The following is a 17,506-nucleotide window of genomic DNA, read 5'->3' as shown; positions in this document are numbered from 1 at the left end:
AATACCAAGTCAAAAATAGCGCTTCTGGTGTTAGATGCAAAACAAAATTATATCGTCACCTGTAGGGGCATCGGCACTGCCGTGCCCTTAAGACTGTGTGGACTCAACCGATCACCCCTATAATGTTTGCGACACATCAATTATTCTAAAGGGCAAGGCAATGCCCATTGGTGTCAACTTAAGCTAAAAGCTATATACAGCGCGTGTTGTACAAAAACCCTCGCGCCCTCATCCCCTAACCCCTTCTCCCCCAGGGAGAAGGGGAATTGAATCTCTTCTTGCTCCCCTCTCCCTGAGGGAGAGGGGCTGGGGGTGAGGGCAAAACCTTGCAACCAAGCGAGTTTCACGTTAAGTTGACACCAATGAATCTCTCGCATTCTTTTTTCAAAATAGTATGAGGTGCGTTAGCCTACGGCATAACACACCCTACTGGACTGCGCCTCCGCGCCTCTGCGTGATGCCAAATTCATTTATTATCCACTTCCGCAGAATAATCTTCACAAAAAGCCTTCAACCCAATATGAATAATAATCACCGTCACCGCCACAACTAAAGGAGATAACACATCCCCCGAAAAACCCATCCCTACCAACACCCCACCCAAGCGTTCCACAGCATCCTTATTATCTAAATCCCCCCATTTCTGCCACTGCTTATTCAGCATTCCCCCTTCTTGGCATAAATCACTTTTAGCAGCGCGTCCAAATTTCTGCAAAAAACTCCGAGAATTTTCTTGTGTAACTTGTGTAATTGCTGCGGTTTGTTTTACCAGCAATTTCTCATCTGAGATTTTATCCTCTCCTTGTTTTTGCTCCGCATCTGGAGCAGAGCGCAGTTCTATTAACTGGCGGTCAATTTCAGCAGAGAGGGCAGTAATTTCCTCAGGGGTAAAGATGCTGTTCATTACTGATTTTCAAGAGAACTCTGTTAAAAATAATCATAGAGTAGTATATGCCATGCACGCCAAAACTGCTGTATGAGTCGTCCCCAAATCATTCAACCCGGTCATCAAAAAAGTGCATTAATAAACCGCAGAGGCGCAGAGAACACAGAGAGAGAGTAATTAGAGATCATAATCTAAATTGATGAAAAACTCTATAAAATTATGCATTCTGTCCTCTACCTTGCATCCATAAAATCAATTCTAAAATTGTATTTTCCATATCAAATAGTCAATTTACCCTAGCCCCTAACCCCTGATGTTTACCATGCACTTTAGCAAAATTAAGCTTTGCTTTATATGTCACTTATTTATTGTTTAAATTGAATTATCTTGAAAAAACTTCAATTTTTATTGTGGAATTATGATGTTATGTTGAAAAAAATACGGTCAGTACTTCATCCCATCTTTGTACTAATAACAACGTAATCTATATAACTTATTTATTACGGCGATTATTGTAATTATTATTTAAGCGATATCTAGCCATTAACCCAAGAAATTTAGTGTTGAGTAATTAAAGCACAAGTTGATACTTGGACTTTATCCTTCATCAAAGCTTTTTGTCAGCAACACTCAATTTTCTTCCTTAAATTCCTTTAAATGAACAATTCTGTTTATTTAATTTGTGCTAGTCTTTGTATTAATTCAAGTCTTTAACTGCGGTAGGTTAATTAGTAATTTTCTTGGGAGCAGAAAAGAAAAAAACTAAACCCAATCGTCTTGTTATCACCTTACAAAGACTCGATTGTTGTTTCAATTACTGCATAAATTCGGAGTAAAGGTGAGGTTTTTTCTGTAACGAACTTGTCAACATCTATCGGGCGAATTGCATAAAATACATTATCCTGGAAGCTGAAACTGGCTATGACATTTATCAAAATACAGAACGTTGTCATTAACACCAGCTACGTGGCTGCAATCAACTTAGATAGTCAAACTAGTTTGGGAGAAAAAAGCGTTTCTGTCCTAATAGCTACTCCTAAGTTTCCCTTGCTTCAGTGGGATACAGTTGCTCAAAATCTCTACCATTACGAATGGATGGAATTTACAGGTCAAGCGGCTACGGCGCTTCAAGATTATTTTACGAATTTCAACAACGTCATTGACCTGTTGCCACAATATCAAGAGTCTGGCGTTGTCTAGAATTTTTGCAAAATTACGTTCCCTAAAGTTTGAAGGTCAAAGAATGAATATAAATCAGTTTTTAGCCTTAAGCCTTCATTCTTTACTTATGGTGTGGTGTTAATTCGCAGAAAAGCATTTAGCTTTTGCAGATAGGATAGCTAGCTGCTGACTACAACAGATAGCTTTCATTATTGCACAGCCGCAGAAATTTCTGTAGCTTCGCAATTCCAAGTACTTCAGATTTGTGATTCCTATGTCTGCTTATTCCATTGATAATGCCTTGGCTGATTTAGCAGCCGAGATCAACAGCTGTGAAAAAACTTTGGTTAAGTTTATAGAGGAGAAAAAAGTGACGGCAAATAAACCAATTTCAATTAACAAAATTAACAGACAATTACAACAAAATCCTATAGCGATTATTGGGATGGCATCTTTATTCCCCCAATCGCGTGATTTGCGGGAATATTGGCGGAATATTGTTAGCAAAGCTGACTGTATTACTGATGTTCCTGAAAGCCATTGGAGCGTGAAAGATTACTACGATCCTAACCCCAGAACACCCGAAGATAAAACCTATTGTAAACGAGGCGGGTTTATTCCTGAGGTTGATTTTAACCCGATGGAATTTGGCATTCCTCCCAGCATTTTAGAAGTTACCGATGTATCGCAACTATTAAGTTTAGTGGTTGCGAAGCAAGCAATGGAAGATGCTGGTTATGGCGAATCCCGCGATTTTAACCGGGAAATGGTTGGGGTAATTCTCGGCGTGGCGATGGCGAAGCAATTAGGTATGCCACTTTCTGCGCGGTTAGAATATCCAGTGTGGGAAAAAGCGCTGAAAAGCAGTGGTTTATCTGATGAAGATACCGCCCAAATTATTGAAAAAATTAAAAGCGCTTACGTTAAATGGGATGAAAATGCTTTCCCAGGGATGTTAGCTAACGTTGTCGCTGGAAGAATCGCCAACCGATTGAATTTTGGCGGGATGAATTGTGTTGTTGACGCAGCTTGTGCTAGTTCCTTTGGCGCTTTGAAATTGGCGATTAGCGAACTAATTGAGTATCGCAGCGATATGATGCTGACTGGTGGTGTGGATACAGACAACACCATCATGGCATACATCTCCTTCAGCAAAACCCCGGCTGTATCTCCTAGCGAAAACGTCAAACCTTTTGACGCGAAGTCTGACGGGATGATGCTGGGTGAAGGTATCGGCATGATTGTCCTCAAGCGCCTGGAAGATGCGCAACGGGACAATGATAAAATCTATGCAGTTATCAAAGGAATTGGTACTTCTAGCGATGGACGCTACAAGAGTATTTATGCTCCCCGCAAAGAAGGTCAAATCAAAGCCTTAGAACGGGCTTATGAAGATGCAGGTTTTTCTCCCGCGACTGTAGGCTTGATGGAAGCGCACGGTACAGGGACAATGGCTGGTGACCCGACAGAGTTCGGTTCCTTGCGCGATTTCTTTGCTGAACATGACTCAAAGAAACAGCACATTGCCCTGGGAAGTGTCAAGTCCCAAATTGGACATACCAAAGCGGCTGCGGGGGCTGCAAGTTTAATTAAAACGGCTTTGGCGCTACATCATAAGATTTTACCGCCAACGATTAACATTACCGAGCCGAACCCCAAACTTAACATTAAAAATTCTTCCTTCTATTTAAATACCGAAACCAGACCTTGGATTCGGGCGGAAGGTGACGCACCCAGACGCGCGGGTGTGAGTTCCTTTGGTTTTGGTGGAACTAATTACCACGTAGTTTTGGAAGAATACGAAGCAGAACAAGATAAGCCTTACCGCTTACATAATGCGCCAGCAGAAATTATCTTGTTTGCGGGGACTTCTGGACAACTAGTAACCAAGTGCGAAGAAACCTTGGCGAAGTTGCAATCCAAAGATGGCGACAGACATTATGCCCAATTAATTCAAGAATGTACAGCCCAGGAAATTCCCCAAGCTGCGGCGAGAGTTGGTTTTGTCGCCGAGAATTTGCAAGAAGCTTGCAAGTTAATGCAAATTAGCCTTGACTGGCTCAAGCATAAAGGCGCGGCTATCTCTTGGGAACATCCCCAAGGAATTTACTTCCGTTCGGCGGGAATGAATTTAGCTGGTAAGGTTGTCGCCCTCTTCTCTGGACAAGGTTCGCAATATTTAGAAATGGGTCGGGAATTGGTGATGAATTTCCCCCAATTGCGCCGTCTTTACAGCAAAATGGATAGTTTGCTGTTGAAAGATAATTTGCGCCCATTGTCGGAAATTGTCTTCCCCAATCCCAGTTTTGAAGAATCAGAGAAGAACGCCCAAGTAGCCGCTTTACAACGCACAGAATATGCTCAACCCGCAATCGGGGTGTTGAGTGCTGGGTTGTATAAGATTATGCAACAAGCTGGGTTTAAATCCGATTTTGTCGCCGGACATAGCTTTGGCGAACTCACAGCTTTATGGGCTGGGGGTGTGTTGAGCGAAGAAGATTACTTGTTCTTGGTGAAAGCTAGAGGACAAGCGATGGCTGCTCCGCAAGATCCAGACCACGATCGCGGTAGTATGTTGGCAGTGAAAGAAGAAATTGCCAAAGTAGAAGCGATTGTCAGACATTATCCTCAAGTTGCGATCGCTAATATTAATTCTCCCACCCAAGTAGTCTTAGCTGGCCCTACCGCCGAAATCGCCAAAGTTCGCCAAGTATTGCATGATAAAGGCTGTGCGGCGGTATTACTCCCCGTATCCGCAGCTTTCCACACTCCCTTGATTGCATTTGCTCAGAAATCCTTTGCCATTGCAACTAAGTCTGTCAAATTCCAAGCGCCTCAAGTTCCAGTTTTCAGTAATGTTACTGGACAAAAATATCCCCCAGAATCGCCAACAATTCAAAAAACCCTGGAAACTCACCTATCTAACTCGGTGCTGTTTAAGCAGGAGATTGAAAATATTTACGCTGCTGGTGGTTACTGCTTTGTGGAATTTGGCCCCCGCAGAATACTGAGCAACTTAGTCAAAGATATTTTAGGCGATCGCCCCCATCTTACCATTTCCTTAAACCCCAGCACCCAAAAGAATAGCGATCGCTCTTTGCGGGAAGCTGCTGTACAGTTGCGCGTAGTCGGGATGAACTTGCAAAATCTCGACCCCTATCAACTACCTCCTGTTATCCCCGCAGCCGAAAACGAAAAGAAAAAGGCGCTAACTGTCAAATTAAACGGGATTAATTACGTTTCCGAAAAAACCAAAAACGCCTTCCCCCAAGCTTTGCAAAACGGACATCAAGTCAAGTTAGCTAGCACCCCAGAACCCACAATTACCAGCACCCCCGAATTCTCTGTACCCGCACCTACAGTTACCAGTACTCCTGAATTCTCTGCACCTTCACCTGCACCTGTGAACATAGAACCTGTAAATCCCACACCCATTAAATCTAACGGACATAAGAAAACCGTCACTGCGCCAACCCCAGTCATGAACGGCGTCACTTATGCTCCAGAACCCAAGCCTCAAATGAATCCTGCGACTCTTTTACAAATACCCGCCCAGGAATCAAAGATGCAAACACCAGAAAAACCTGTAAATCATCAAAGAGTTCTAGAAAGTTTAGAATATCTCCTGGCTCAATTTCAGCACAATCAAAGCGAAAATTTACAAGTTCACGAACAATATCTCAATCATCAGATGGAATATGCCAAAACATTTTTCCAACTGATGCAACAACAAAACGCCTTACTCGCTCAAGCTAAATCCTCTGCGGAAACCGCCAAAATTAAGCAAGTTGTCACCGAAAGCTTAGAGCGCAGCATGATGCAGTTTCATTCCCAACAAGGTGAAACCCTGCGCATTCATGAGCAGTATCTGCAAGAGCAAATCGAATATACCAAAAACTTTTTCCAACTAATTCAGCAAGAATACTCTCATGTAGTTTCTGGTGAAGAAATCACCCTACCCCAGGTAACATTACCCTTTGTCAGCGAACCCGTTACCGAAGCACCGGTTCCCCCTACCGCGAAAATTGTCGAAACTCTCACCGCACCAGTAGTTGAAGCGAAAATTGAACCGACAATTGAGCCTGTAAGCAAAAATGGTTCCGCTCCCAAAATTGTCGCACCCGAACCCGTAGCCGAAATTCCCGCGCCGCCAGTTGTAGAAATTCCCCCTCAACCTGTCGTTGAGATTCCTGCACCTGTAGCCGCACCTGCGCCTGTAGTAGAAACAGTCGCCTTCACCCCCGAACCCGCACCCGCACCTGTAGCTACATCCAGCACCGTCGATTTATCTCAACTGGGTACTAACCTGTTAGCCATCACCAGTGAAAAAACAGGCTACCCCATTGAAATGTTAGAGATGGACATGGATATGGAAGCCGACTTAGGAATCGACTCCATCAAACGAGTAGAAATCTTAGGCGGATTGCAAGAATTATACCCCGACCTACCCAAACCCAACCTAGAAGAATTAGCTGAAAAACGCACAATTGGGCAAGTAGTCGAGTATCTGCAAACCCACGCTGCTGGTAATAGCGCTGTAGCTCCTGTAACAATCCCAGTACAAGAAGTTGCGGAAATTCCTCAAGTAGTCGCCCCAGTAGCCACCGTAGTTACAGCACCCGCACCAGTCGCACCAATAGAAACCGTAGTAGCTGCACCTGAGCCAGTAGTCGCCTTCACCCCCGAACCCGAAGTAGAAACATCTAGCGCTAACTACGCAGATATCGGTCAAACCCTACTCAACATTACTAGTGAAAAAACCGGTTACCCAGTAGAAATGCTAGAACTAGAAATGGACATGGAAGCCGACTTAGGAATCGACTCCATCAAACGAGTAGAAATCCTGGGGGCGATGCAAGAAATGTACCCCGACTTACCCAAGCCAGACATCGAAGAACTCGGCGACTTACGCACCATCGGACAAATAGTCGATTATCTCCAGAAGCTGGCTGGAGGTGAAAAAAAAAAGCATGAATTTGAGTTTGACGACGAGCCGATAATAGATGTAGAACATAACGTTCAACGTCTACCCATCAAACTCAAATACCTTCCCCAACCCGATTACTTAGACTTCAACTTACCAGAGGGACACATCGCCTTAATCACCGATGATGGTTCCCTCACCACCTCAGTGGTAGCGCAATCCTTAGTAGATAAAGGCTGGAAAGTTGTAGTTCTCAGCTTCCCCCAATCAGTCATTCCCCAACAAGCACTATTACCCCCCAGCGTTACCCGCATCACCCTAGTAGATTTAAGCGAACAACTACTGCAAGATAAATTATCTGCGATCGCCACCAACATCGGCAACATTGGAGCCTTCATCCATATAAACCCAGTATTCCAAGTCAGTCACACAAAGACACTTCCTTACATTGAACAAGAAAAGGCGATCGTCAAACACATCTTCTTCATCGCCAAACACCTGAAAAAATCCCTCAATGAAGCCGCACGTTACGGACGCAGTAGTTTTATCACAGTAGCTCGCTTAGACGGAGCCTTCGGATTTGAGCATAACACCAACTTTGGCGTCATCGGAGCCGGTTTAGCTGGACTAACCAAAACACTCAGATGGGAATGGCCTAAAGTATATACCAGAGCAGTTGATATTAGTCCCGCCCTCGATGCTCAACAAACAGCGCAACACATCATCGCTGAACTACACGACTCAAATCTTTATCTCAGTGAAGTTGGCTACAGCACTCAAGGAAGAGTTACCCTAGTCACCGCATCTGAATAAGTAGAAAAACAAGGGAGACAAGGAAGACAAGGGAGACAAGGAGGAATAAAAATTACTAACTTCTTCATCTCCCTTGTGCAAAAAACTCTCTAAAACTCCTCTTCCTCTGTGTTCTCTGCGTCCTCTGCGGTTCATTTAAAATTTTTTTATCTCACGCAATCGCTGAAAGCGATCCCGCAGGGTAGGCGCAAAGACGCAAAGAGACTTCTGCGCGAAAGGCTCTCTAAAACTCTTCCTCCGCGTCCTTGGCGTCTTGGCGGTTCATTTAAAAATTTTTACCCCACGCCAAGGCGCAAAAACCCAAAGAGATTGTAATCACTTATTTCTCTTCTTGAAAGGCTCTCTAAAACATTTCTTCCTTCGTGTTCTTCGCGTCTTCTCTGCGAGAGGCTCCGCCAACGCGGTTCGTTTAAAAATCTTTTTATCTCACGCAGAGACGCAGAGAGTAAAGCCAGATTTTGGACTTCATAAGTAAAAAAAACTCAAACTCTCATCTCCTTGAATTTTTCAATCCAAAATCTAAAATCTAAAATCCAAAATTGAAATATGACAACCCAAACACCTATTCGTCCCTCATCAGTATTTCTCGTAAGCGGTGGCGCAAAAGGAATCACCGCCGAATGCACCATTGAACTCGCCAAAAAACAACCCTGTAAATTCATCCTCCTGGGACGTTCCCAACTATTAGAAACAGAACCAGAATACGCCCAAAACTGCTTTGAAGAACCCGCATTAAAAAAACGCATCATGGAAAATCTTCTCGCCCAAGGTGAGAAACCCACACCCATGAACGTGCAAAAAATCTATAACAAAATCCACTCCAGCCGCGAAATTAAAAAAACCCTCGCCACCATTCAACAAACAGGCGCAACAGCCGAATATTTAAGCGTCGATGTCACCGATACCCAAGCATTAAAAGCAAATCTAGCGGCTGTAGTTAACCGCATGGGGCCAATTACTGGCATCATACATGGTGCAGGAAACTTAGCCGATAAATTAATCGAAAAGAAAACAGAACAAGATTTTGAAAAAGTTTACACCGCCAAAGTTCAAGGATTAGAAAACCTGTTAGATTGCGTTCCCCCAGAACAACTCCAGCATTTAGTATTATTCTCCTCCGTTACAGGATTTTACGGCAATATCGGTCAATCCGATTATGCGATCGCTAACGAAATCCTCAACAAATCCGCCCACTTGATGAAACAGTACTACCCCAACTGTCACGTAGTCGCCATTAACTGGGGCGGTTGGGATAGCGGAATGGTAACCCCAGAACTAAAAAAAGCCTTTGCAGAACGAGGAATAGATATTATCCCCGTAGAAGTGGGAACCAAAATGTTAGTTAAAGAACTACATCCCAAACATCACGATACTACCCAATTAGTAATTGGTAGCCCATTAATTCCCCCACCCGCACCTTTAGATCCCGAATTAAAAACTCATTACGTCCGTCGTCGCATCACCGTCGAAGCCAATCCATTTTTAATGGATCATGTAATTGCTGGTTATGCAGTAGTTCCCGCTACTTGTGCGATGTCATGGATGATTAATGGTTGTGAAGAAGTTTATCCAGGTTATAGATATTTCAGTTGCAAAGATTTCAAAGTTCTTAAGGGAATAACCTTTAATGAATCGGTAGCCAAAGAACATATTTTGCAACTCAAAGAAATTACCAAAGTAGAAGGCGATTTCATCGAGTTTCAAACAACTATCTTCAGTAAAACCCCTGAAGGTAAAACCCATTATCATTTTACTTCTACTATTAAGTTGGTGCGAGAATTACCTGTTGCACCGATATATGATGCAGTGAATCTCACAGAAGATGGCATCATTACAACTACAGGTAAAGGCTTCTATCAAAATGGCCCGGCTACGCTATTTCATGGCCCTTGTTTTCAAGAAATTCAACGAGTTTTAAATATTAACTCAGAAAAAATTACCACGGAATGTTTTTGGCGACAAATTACTCCACAACAGCAAGGACAATTCCCGATTCATTGGCATAATCCCTATGCAACTGACTTGAGTACACAGCCTTTATGGGTATGGTTGAGTCATTATCATAATGAAGTGTGTTTACCTGGACAGTTAACAAATTCTGAACAGTATAGAGCAATACCAGTTGATGAAACATTTTATGTTTCTTGTGAAGTGAAGGAGAAAAAAGCAACTAGTTTAACTGCTAATTTTATTCTTCACGATCGCGCTGGGCAATTGTACTCTAGAATTTTAGGAGCTAAGGCTGTTGTCGCGCCTATGAGTTTGTTACAGGCTAAGTAATGAATTCGTGATATTTATAGCATTTCTTTATTGATGAAATACAAATTGAGATGTATTATACTCAATTTGGAAATGCTATAGATTGCATTTAGTTTAGTTTGGGTAAGGGCGTAAGTTCTGCAAAGTTTGGGAATCTAATTGATGTGGTTAATTATCTAGCTTTCCTCTTTAATTGGTGAAAGTCTAGTAGGGTGTGTTATCGCGTAGCGTAACGCACCAAAGGCTTAGGATAGTAGCTTATTCAGAACCATAAGATTTATTTTTATAAACCGCCAAGAACGCCAAGACGCCAAGAAGAGAAATTTTAGAAAATTGAACCGCAGAGAACACAGAGACACAGAGAGAAGTCTGAGTACTAGCTTCCGGCGATAAGAATTTCAGTGGAAATGAGAGTTTGGAAGATTTAGTGCGTAAGTCTTAATAAATATATATGTTCGGCTTATGACATCACAATATTTTTCATTGCAACAAGATGATTCATAGATACAGTTAATCCAAAATCCAAAATCTAAAATCTAAAATTAATTTGCGAGGATATCAGCAGTGGAAAAAATAGCAATTATCGGATTATCATGTCTCTTTCCTGATGCCCATAATCCTGAGCAGTTTTGGAATAACCTTACAGAAGAGAAAGATGCAACTTCTACTATTACTGTTGAAGATTTGGGTGTAGATCCCACAATATTTTACGATCCAATTAAGGGAAAACCGGAAAAAATATATTTTCTTCAAGGTGGATTTGTTCGGAATTTTCAATTTAACCCCAGCGAGTACAATTTACCTGAGGAGTTAGTCGAAAGTTTGGATGATTCCTTTAAATGGTCGCTATATGCAGCAAAACAAGCGATTCAGAATAGCGGTTATTGGGGTAATCAACAAGTTCTCTCTAAATGTGGGGTAATTCTCGGAACATTATCCTTACCCACAAAGATGTCTAATCAATTGTTTGCTCCAATATATCAGCAAACAATTTCACCCGCGATCGCAGAATTGTTACAAGATAAAAATTTCCGGTTGGCTGCGTTACCGACTACAGGGAAGGCTTCGCCCTATAATGCCATGATAACCGGCTTTCAAGCCGCCCTCGTATCCCAAGCATTTTCTTTATCTGGTAATCATTTTAGTATAGACGCGGCTTGTTCCTCTGCATTTTATGCGATTAAGCTGGCATCTTACTATTTGCGATCGCGTAAAGCTGATGTCATGTTAGCAGGTGCTATTAGTTGTGTCGATCCGCTATTTTTACGCATGTTGTTTTCGGGTATTCAAGGTTATCCCGAAAATGGCATCAGTCGCCCTCTAGATAAGGCTTCTCGCGGCTTAATTACCTCCGATGGAATTGGAATGGTAATGCTAAAACGCTATAGCGATGCTGTCAGAGATGGCGATAAAATTCTCGCCACCATTGCTGGTAATGGACTCTCTAACGATGGTAAAGGTAAGCATTTATTAAGTCCTAATTCCAAAGGACAAACTCTCGCCTTTGAACGGGCATATAAAGAGGCAAAAATTAGCCCGAAAGACATTGATTACATGGAGTGTCATGCTACCGGCACATTATTAGGAGATACCACAGAGTTAAATTCTATAGAAACCTTCTTTGGCTCACACCAAGCATCGCCATTAGTAGGTTCTGCTAAGGCGAATGTAGGTCACTTGTTAGTAGCTGCGGGAATGGTTGGTTTAGCAAAGACTATTTACAGCATGAATGCTGGCGTAATTCCGCCAACGATTAATATTAGTGAACCGATTGGTAGTGAAAATAGTGTCATTTCTAACCAAAATATTGTGAGAAAGTTGACTGCATGGCCAAATAATTCACCCGTTAAACGTGCAGCTTTAAGCGCCTTTGGTTTTGGTGGAACAAACTCACATTTGATTCTGGAAAAATAGGATGAATTGTAAGAATATTTAACCGCCAATATCAGAAGTCTAGATTGTTGGTAAATATCTTCTTTCCTTGCTTCGTGTACTTCGCGTCTTCGCGGTTAGTTCTGAATTTATAAAATAAACCACGAAGGCACGAAGAACGCTAATAGAAAAGGATTACAGAGGAATTTTGCGTAAGTTATCTGAGATTGCTGTAACAGATAAATCAATCTCTTTAACATATTTCATCCTTTATCCTTCATATCTAATTTACCCTCAATAAACAATGTTTGAACAAGAAAAAGAATCAGGTAAAATTGCCATTGTGGGCATGGACGCCTTTTTTGGTGAATGTCAAGATTTAGATGCTTTTGAACGTACCATTTATGACGGCAAACAGCATTTTATCCCCCTCCCATCCCAACGATGGTATGGCATAGACGAGAAAGCAGACTTACTGCAAGAATACGGCTTACCCGATGGTAAAGCACCAATAGGCGCATACATCAAAGAATTTACCCTCGATACTTTAGCGTACAAAATTCCTCCAAATGAAGTAGAACAACTAAATCCCCAACAACTGTTACTGCTAACAGTGGCAGATGGGGCGTTAAAAGATGCAGGAATTCAAGAAGGGGCAAATGTCGCAGTTGTTATTGCGGCTGAGGCAGAATTATCTGTGCATCAACTACAACAACGCTGGAATTTATCCTGGCAGATTAAAGACGGTTTGAATGCGGCGGAAATTGCTTTACCAGCCGATAAAGTTACTCAATTAGAAACAATAGTTAAAGATAGCGTTCACCATCAAGTAGAGATTGGTGAATACCTCAGTTACATCGCCAACATTATGGCGAGTCGAATTTCTTCGCTATGGAATTTTACCGGCCCATCTTTCACGATGACGGCGGTAGAAACCTCTGCTTTCAAAGCGTTAGAAGTGGCACAAATGCTACTCCTCACCGAAGAAGTAGACGCTGTTGTTGTTGGTGCTGTGGATTTGGCTGGCGGGATAGAAAATGTCTTGTTGCGTAGCCAATGGGGAACAGTAAATACTGGCGCGAATACCTTAAGCTACGACCAAAATGCTAATGGTTGGACAGTCGGCGAGGGTGCAGGTGCAGTTGTGCTCAAGCGTTATGATACAGCAAAGCAAAATGGCGATCGCATTTATGCCGTAGTTGATGCTATCAGTATTGGTCAGTCCTCTTCTACATCTATAGACGCCAATACAATCAACCAAGTCTGTCAAAACGCTTTTCAAATGGCGGATATTCAGCCCACAGCAGTTAACTATGTGGAAGTAGTTGCTAGTGGTTTTCCCCAAGAGGATGAAGCAGAAATCGCTGGGATGCTGCAAGCCTATCCCCCTGTAGGTGATGGTTTACATTGTGCCATTGGTAGCGTTAAAGCCAATATCGGACACACTTATGTAGCATCGGGAATCGCCAGTTTAATTAAGACAGCTTTATGTCTCTATCACAACTACATTCCCGCAACTCCTAACTGGTCTGGTGTGAAAACGCCCCAAGTTTGGCAAGGTAGTCCTTTTTTTGTCGCCACAGAATCTAGACCTTGGTTCCTCCATAAAGACAATACCCATAGAATCGCCACCATTAATGGTATTGGTTGTGATGGGACTTGCGCCCATGTCATCTTGTCGGATGAACCAGACCAAGTTAATCACAGCAATAGGTATTTACAACAACGGCCTTTTTATCTATTCCCAGTAGCAGCTGATGACCGTTCGGCTTTACTCAATTTGTTAGATAATCTCCAACAAGAGATTGATAAAGCTGAGTCTTTAACAAATGCAGCCAGTCAGAACTTTGTTAAATTCCAACAAAATACGACAGCGAAATACACCTTATCTATTACCGGACGCAACAAGAAAGAATTACTCAAAGAAATCGCCTCAGCCCACAAAGGAGTAAATACCGCCTTTGAAAAAGGTAGTGATTGGCAAACACCTATAGGTAGTTATTTCACCTCTAAACCTTTGGGTAAAGAGGGTGAGGTTGCCTACGTATATCCGGCGGCGGTAAATTCCTATGTGGGAATTGGTCGGACTCTCTTCCGCCTCTTCCCCAACTTACAAGCGGAACCCTTCGTGAAGAGTCTGTATAAACGAGTCTCGGATGTCGAGAAACTCGTATTTCCCAGAAGCTTGCATAAATTGTCTACCAGAGAACTAGAAACCCTAGAGAAGAAATTGCTAGATGATTCCCTAGCAATGTTTGAAGCGGAGATGTTCTTCACTAGACTAATTACTACCGTGATTCGCGATCGCTTTCAAGTCAAACCTAAATATGTGTTTGGCTATAGCTTAGGTGAAACCAGCATGATGGTATCCCAAGGCGTTTGGAGTGATTTCTTTGCTGGTAGTAACAGCTTTAACTCCTCAGCCTTATTTGGTGACAGATTATCAGGGCCGAAAAACGCTGTACGCGAATATTGGGGATTACCACCAGCCTCCGACACCTCAGACAATAACTTCTGGGCTAACTATGTACTCATGACTACCCCAGAAAAAGTCAGAGAATGTCTGAAAAATGAGAATCGGGTATATTTAACGCAAATTAATACACCAGAAGAAGTATTAATTGCCGGCGAACCAGCAGCTTGTCAGCGCGTGATTAAAGCCCTTGGTTGCAACGCTTTTCCTGCACCCTTCGACCATGTAATCCACTGTGAAACCATGCGTTCCGAGTATGCAGAGTTAGTCAAATTAAACACCTTGCCAACCCAGGAAATACCCGGTATTACCTTCTATTCTGCGGCTGGGTATAAACCAATTTCACTCAATAATGAAGTAGTCGCCCACAGTATCGCCACCGGACTCAGCCAAGAACTAGATTTTCCCCGCCTAGTTAACCGCGTTTATGCAGATGGCGTCAAAATCTTTGTCGAAGCTGGCGCTGGCGGTATTTGTTCGCGCTGGGTAAGTAAAATTCTCGAAGGAAAAGAACACATCACCGTTTCCCTCAACCGCAGAGGTATGGATGACCATACTTCGATAGTCAAAGCATTAGCCAAATTACTCAGCCATCAAGTTGAAGTAGATATTTCCACTCTTTACGAACTTCCCCCAGAAACAGCAAACAAAAGTAAATTAACTCACAGAAATATTACCGTAGGTGGTAAATCAATTACTGCTGCAATATTGAGTCCAGAAAATCGTCAACTTTTCCAAAACTCCACTAACAAAGCAGATACCAACAATACACCAGTTGACGATCTCAAAACAAATCCCATCATCAATTCACTGAACAAACCAGTGGTAATTGCTACCACAAATAAATCCAGCAATGATATTTTACTGCCAACCCATCAGCCAGACACAAGCGCAGAGAAAAATATCAAGGAACACGGTTTAATCTCCACAGAAGAATTAAAATCCTCTGAGATAACTACCACTGCGACAAAAACAACTCAGCCCAGCTTTTCCCCACAAAATATAACTCGCAAATTTGGTCAAAGTATCCGTATGTCCGATTTAAATAAGACTCAATATCAAAAGCTCAATGCTAACAACGCCAACGTCACCAAAGCACATACAGCCTTCTTAAAATCCCGACAAGATTTTAGCAAGCAAATGAGCGAAATTATCCAATTACAATTAGCTTGCGCCCAAAACTTACTCAATGAAGAATCGTAAAAAAGTATAAAGGCAGAGGGCAGAGGACAGAAGGCAGAAGGAATATAAATTAATGCTTCCAGTCTCTTCCCTCTCAAAAAATTTCTCCATCTTAAACCCTATCTTCTCCCTTCTCTCTTCTCTTGGCGTTCTTGGCGTCTTGGCGGTTCATTAAAACATAATCCTCACAACACAGCCAACACTTAACGAACGCAACCCTTCACCCTTTATAAAGCATTACTGATAAATCGAGGGATAACTAGCGTGACCACTGTCGATACCCCACTAAGCCAACACGAAAACGGACTAGGATTTACCTGCTATTCCTATGGACAAAATCTCATCTGGAAAGGTTCCCTAGATTGTATATCTTTCGATCAACAAGGCATAGTAGAAAAATTCCTCACCTTAGAACAACCCTGTTATATAGTCAACGCCGCCGGCAGAATTGGCGTTACCAACGTTGGCTATTTATGCCCAGTTGATAGCACCGTCACCGCACCAGTAGAACTCTTAGCATCAATTCCCCCCATTAAAATTCACCAATTAGGCGACCCCTCTTTTCTCTCCTTTTATGGAGTGAAATATGCCTATGCAACTGGTGCAATGGCTGGCGGTATTGCTTCCGAGGAAATGGTAATCGCCCTCGGAAAAGATAAAATTTTAAGTTCCTTTGGTGCTGGCGGCTTAAGTCCAGATAGATTAGAAGCCGCCATCAACAAAATCCAACAAGCCTTACCCCAAGGCCCCTACGCCTTTAACTTAATTCACAGCCCCAACGAACCAATGATAGAACGTCGGGCTGTGGATTTATTCCTCAAATATGGCGTCACAGTAGTAGAAGCTTCAGCATTTTTAGACTTAACACCCAACATTGTTTATTACCGAGTTGCGGGATTAAGTTTGAATGAGGCTAATCAAATTGAAATCAAAAATAAAGTCATCGCCAAAATTTCTCGCCGAGAAGTAGCCAGCAAATTCCTCCAACCACCACCACCAAGAATTCTCAAAGAACTTTTGGAACAAGGCTTAATTACCGAATTACAAGCCACCCTAGCGGCACAAGTTCCAATGGCTGATGATATTACCGTCGAAGCTGATTCTGGCGGACATACAGATAATCGTCCTTTGGTTTGTCTGTTACCTTCCATCATGGCGTTGAGAGATGAAATTCAAGAACAATATCATTACTCTCAACCGATTCGTATAGGAGTAGCCGGGGGAATTGCTACACCACAATCAGCCTTAGCAGCTTTTATGATGGGCGCAGCTTATGTAGTTACAGGTTCCATTAATCAATCTTGTGTGGAATCTGGCGCTTGCGAACATACAAAAAAATTACTTGCGCAAGCAGAAATGGCTGATGTCATGATGGCTCCGGCTGCTGATATGTTTGAAATGGGAGTTAAATTACAAGTTCTCAAACGGGGCACAATGTTCCCCATGCGGGCACAAAAATTGTATGAGTTATACCGGACTTATGACTCAATTGAAGAAATTCCTTTGGCGGAAAGAGAAAAATTAGAAAAGCAAGTTTTCCGCAAAACAATTGCCGAAGTTTGGGAAGGAACTGCGGCTTATTTATCTCAAAAAAATCCGGAGAAACTTGGTAAGGCGGTAAATAATCCTAAATTGAAAATGGCGTTAATTTTTCGCTGGTATTTAGGATTATCTTCCCGTTGGTCTAGTTTTGGCGAGAAAGGACGCGAAGTTGATTATCAAATTTGGTGCGGCCCGGCGATGGGTAGCTTCAACGACTGGGTACGCGGTACCTATTTAGCTGAACCTAAAAACCGCAAGGTTGTTGATGTTGCTAACCATATTATGACCGGAGCAGCATTTTTATATCGCATACAAAGTTTGAAATTTCAAGGCTTACAAATTCCCGATTACTACAGTCAGTATCGTCCAGCTAGTTCTACAGTGGAGATGTAAA

7 protein-coding genes are annotated in these 17,506 nt (G+C 42.4%); 6 read left to right on the top strand and 1 reads right to left on the bottom strand.

Annotation, left to right across the window (positions count from 1 at the left end; translation table 11 throughout):
- Nucleotides 1–466: 466 nt before the first annotated feature.
- Nucleotides 467–904, bottom strand: coding sequence for a hypothetical protein (locus tag H6G41_RS11870; protein WP_190746396.1), 438 nt, complete (start codon nt 902–904; stop codon nt 467–469).
- A gap of 903 nt (nt 905–1,807) precedes the next feature.
- Here H6G41_RS11870 and H6G41_RS11865 point away from each other — a divergent pair.
- From H6G41_RS11865 to H6G41_RS11840, 6 genes are all read left to right on the top strand, one after another.
- A complete protein-coding gene (locus H6G41_RS11865; protein WP_096644266.1) occupies nt 1,808–2,086 on the top strand; it encodes a hypothetical protein in 279 nt (92 codons plus the stop codon).
- Between the two features lie 235 nt (nt 2,087–2,321).
- Entirely contained in the window at nt 2,322–7,784 is a 5,463-nt protein-coding gene (locus tag H6G41_RS11860) for a type I polyketide synthase (RefSeq protein WP_190746395.1), read from the top strand.
- Between the two features lie 546 nt (nt 7,785–8,330).
- The gene (locus tag H6G41_RS11855; protein WP_190746394.1) at nt 8,331–10,064 is read left to right on the top strand and encodes an SDR family NAD(P)-dependent oxidoreductase; all 1,734 of its coding nucleotides are present in this window, start codon (nt 8,331–8,333) and stop codon (nt 10,062–10,064) included.
- 543 nt (nt 10,065–10,607) lie between these two features.
- Nucleotides 10,608–11,957 carry a polyketide synthase gene (locus H6G41_RS11850; protein WP_190746393.1) on the top strand — a complete coding sequence of 450 codons (1,350 nt, stop codon included), beginning with the start codon at nt 10,608–10,610 and terminating at the stop codon, nt 11,955–11,957.
- Between the two features lie 262 nt (nt 11,958–12,219).
- The gene (locus tag H6G41_RS11845; RefSeq protein ID WP_190746392.1) at nt 12,220–15,591 is read left to right on the top strand and encodes a type I polyketide synthase; all 3,372 of its coding nucleotides are present in this window, start codon (nt 12,220–12,222) and stop codon (nt 15,589–15,591) included.
- Between the two features lie 243 nt (nt 15,592–15,834).
- The gene (locus tag H6G41_RS11840) at nt 15,835–17,505 is read left to right on the top strand and encodes a PfaD family polyunsaturated fatty acid/polyketide biosynthesis protein (RefSeq protein ID WP_190746391.1); all 1,671 of its coding nucleotides are present in this window, start codon (nt 15,835–15,837) and stop codon (nt 17,503–17,505) included.
- The last annotated feature ends 1 nt before the right edge of the window (nt 17,506 follow it).

The organism is Tolypothrix sp. FACHB-123, from assembly GCF_014697075.1.
Taxonomy (GTDB): Bacteria; Cyanobacteriota; Cyanobacteriia; order Cyanobacteriales; family Nostocaceae; genus Aulosira.
Note: the sequence above shows the minus strand (reverse complement) of the source record. Positions and strands in the feature narration are given on the sequence as shown.

Bases quoted from the DNA above. Each gene is read 5' to 3' on its own strand.
- H6G41_RS11870 (WP_190746396.1), bottom strand. From the start codon at position 904: ATGAACAGCATCTTTACCCCTGAGGAAATTACTGCCCTCTCTGCTGAA.
- H6G41_RS11865 (WP_096644266.1), top strand. From the start codon at position 1,808: ATGACATTTATCAAAATACAGAACGTTGTCATTAACACCAGCTACGTG.
- H6G41_RS11860 (WP_190746395.1), top strand. From the start codon at position 2,322: ATGTCTGCTTATTCCATTGATAATGCCTTGGCTGATTTAGCAGCCGAG.
- H6G41_RS11855 (WP_190746394.1), top strand. From the start codon at position 8,331: ATGACAACCCAAACACCTATTCGTCCCTCATCAGTATTTCTCGTAAGC.
- H6G41_RS11845 (WP_190746392.1), top strand. From the start codon at position 12,220: ATGTTTGAACAAGAAAAAGAATCAGGTAAAATTGCCATTGTGGGCATG.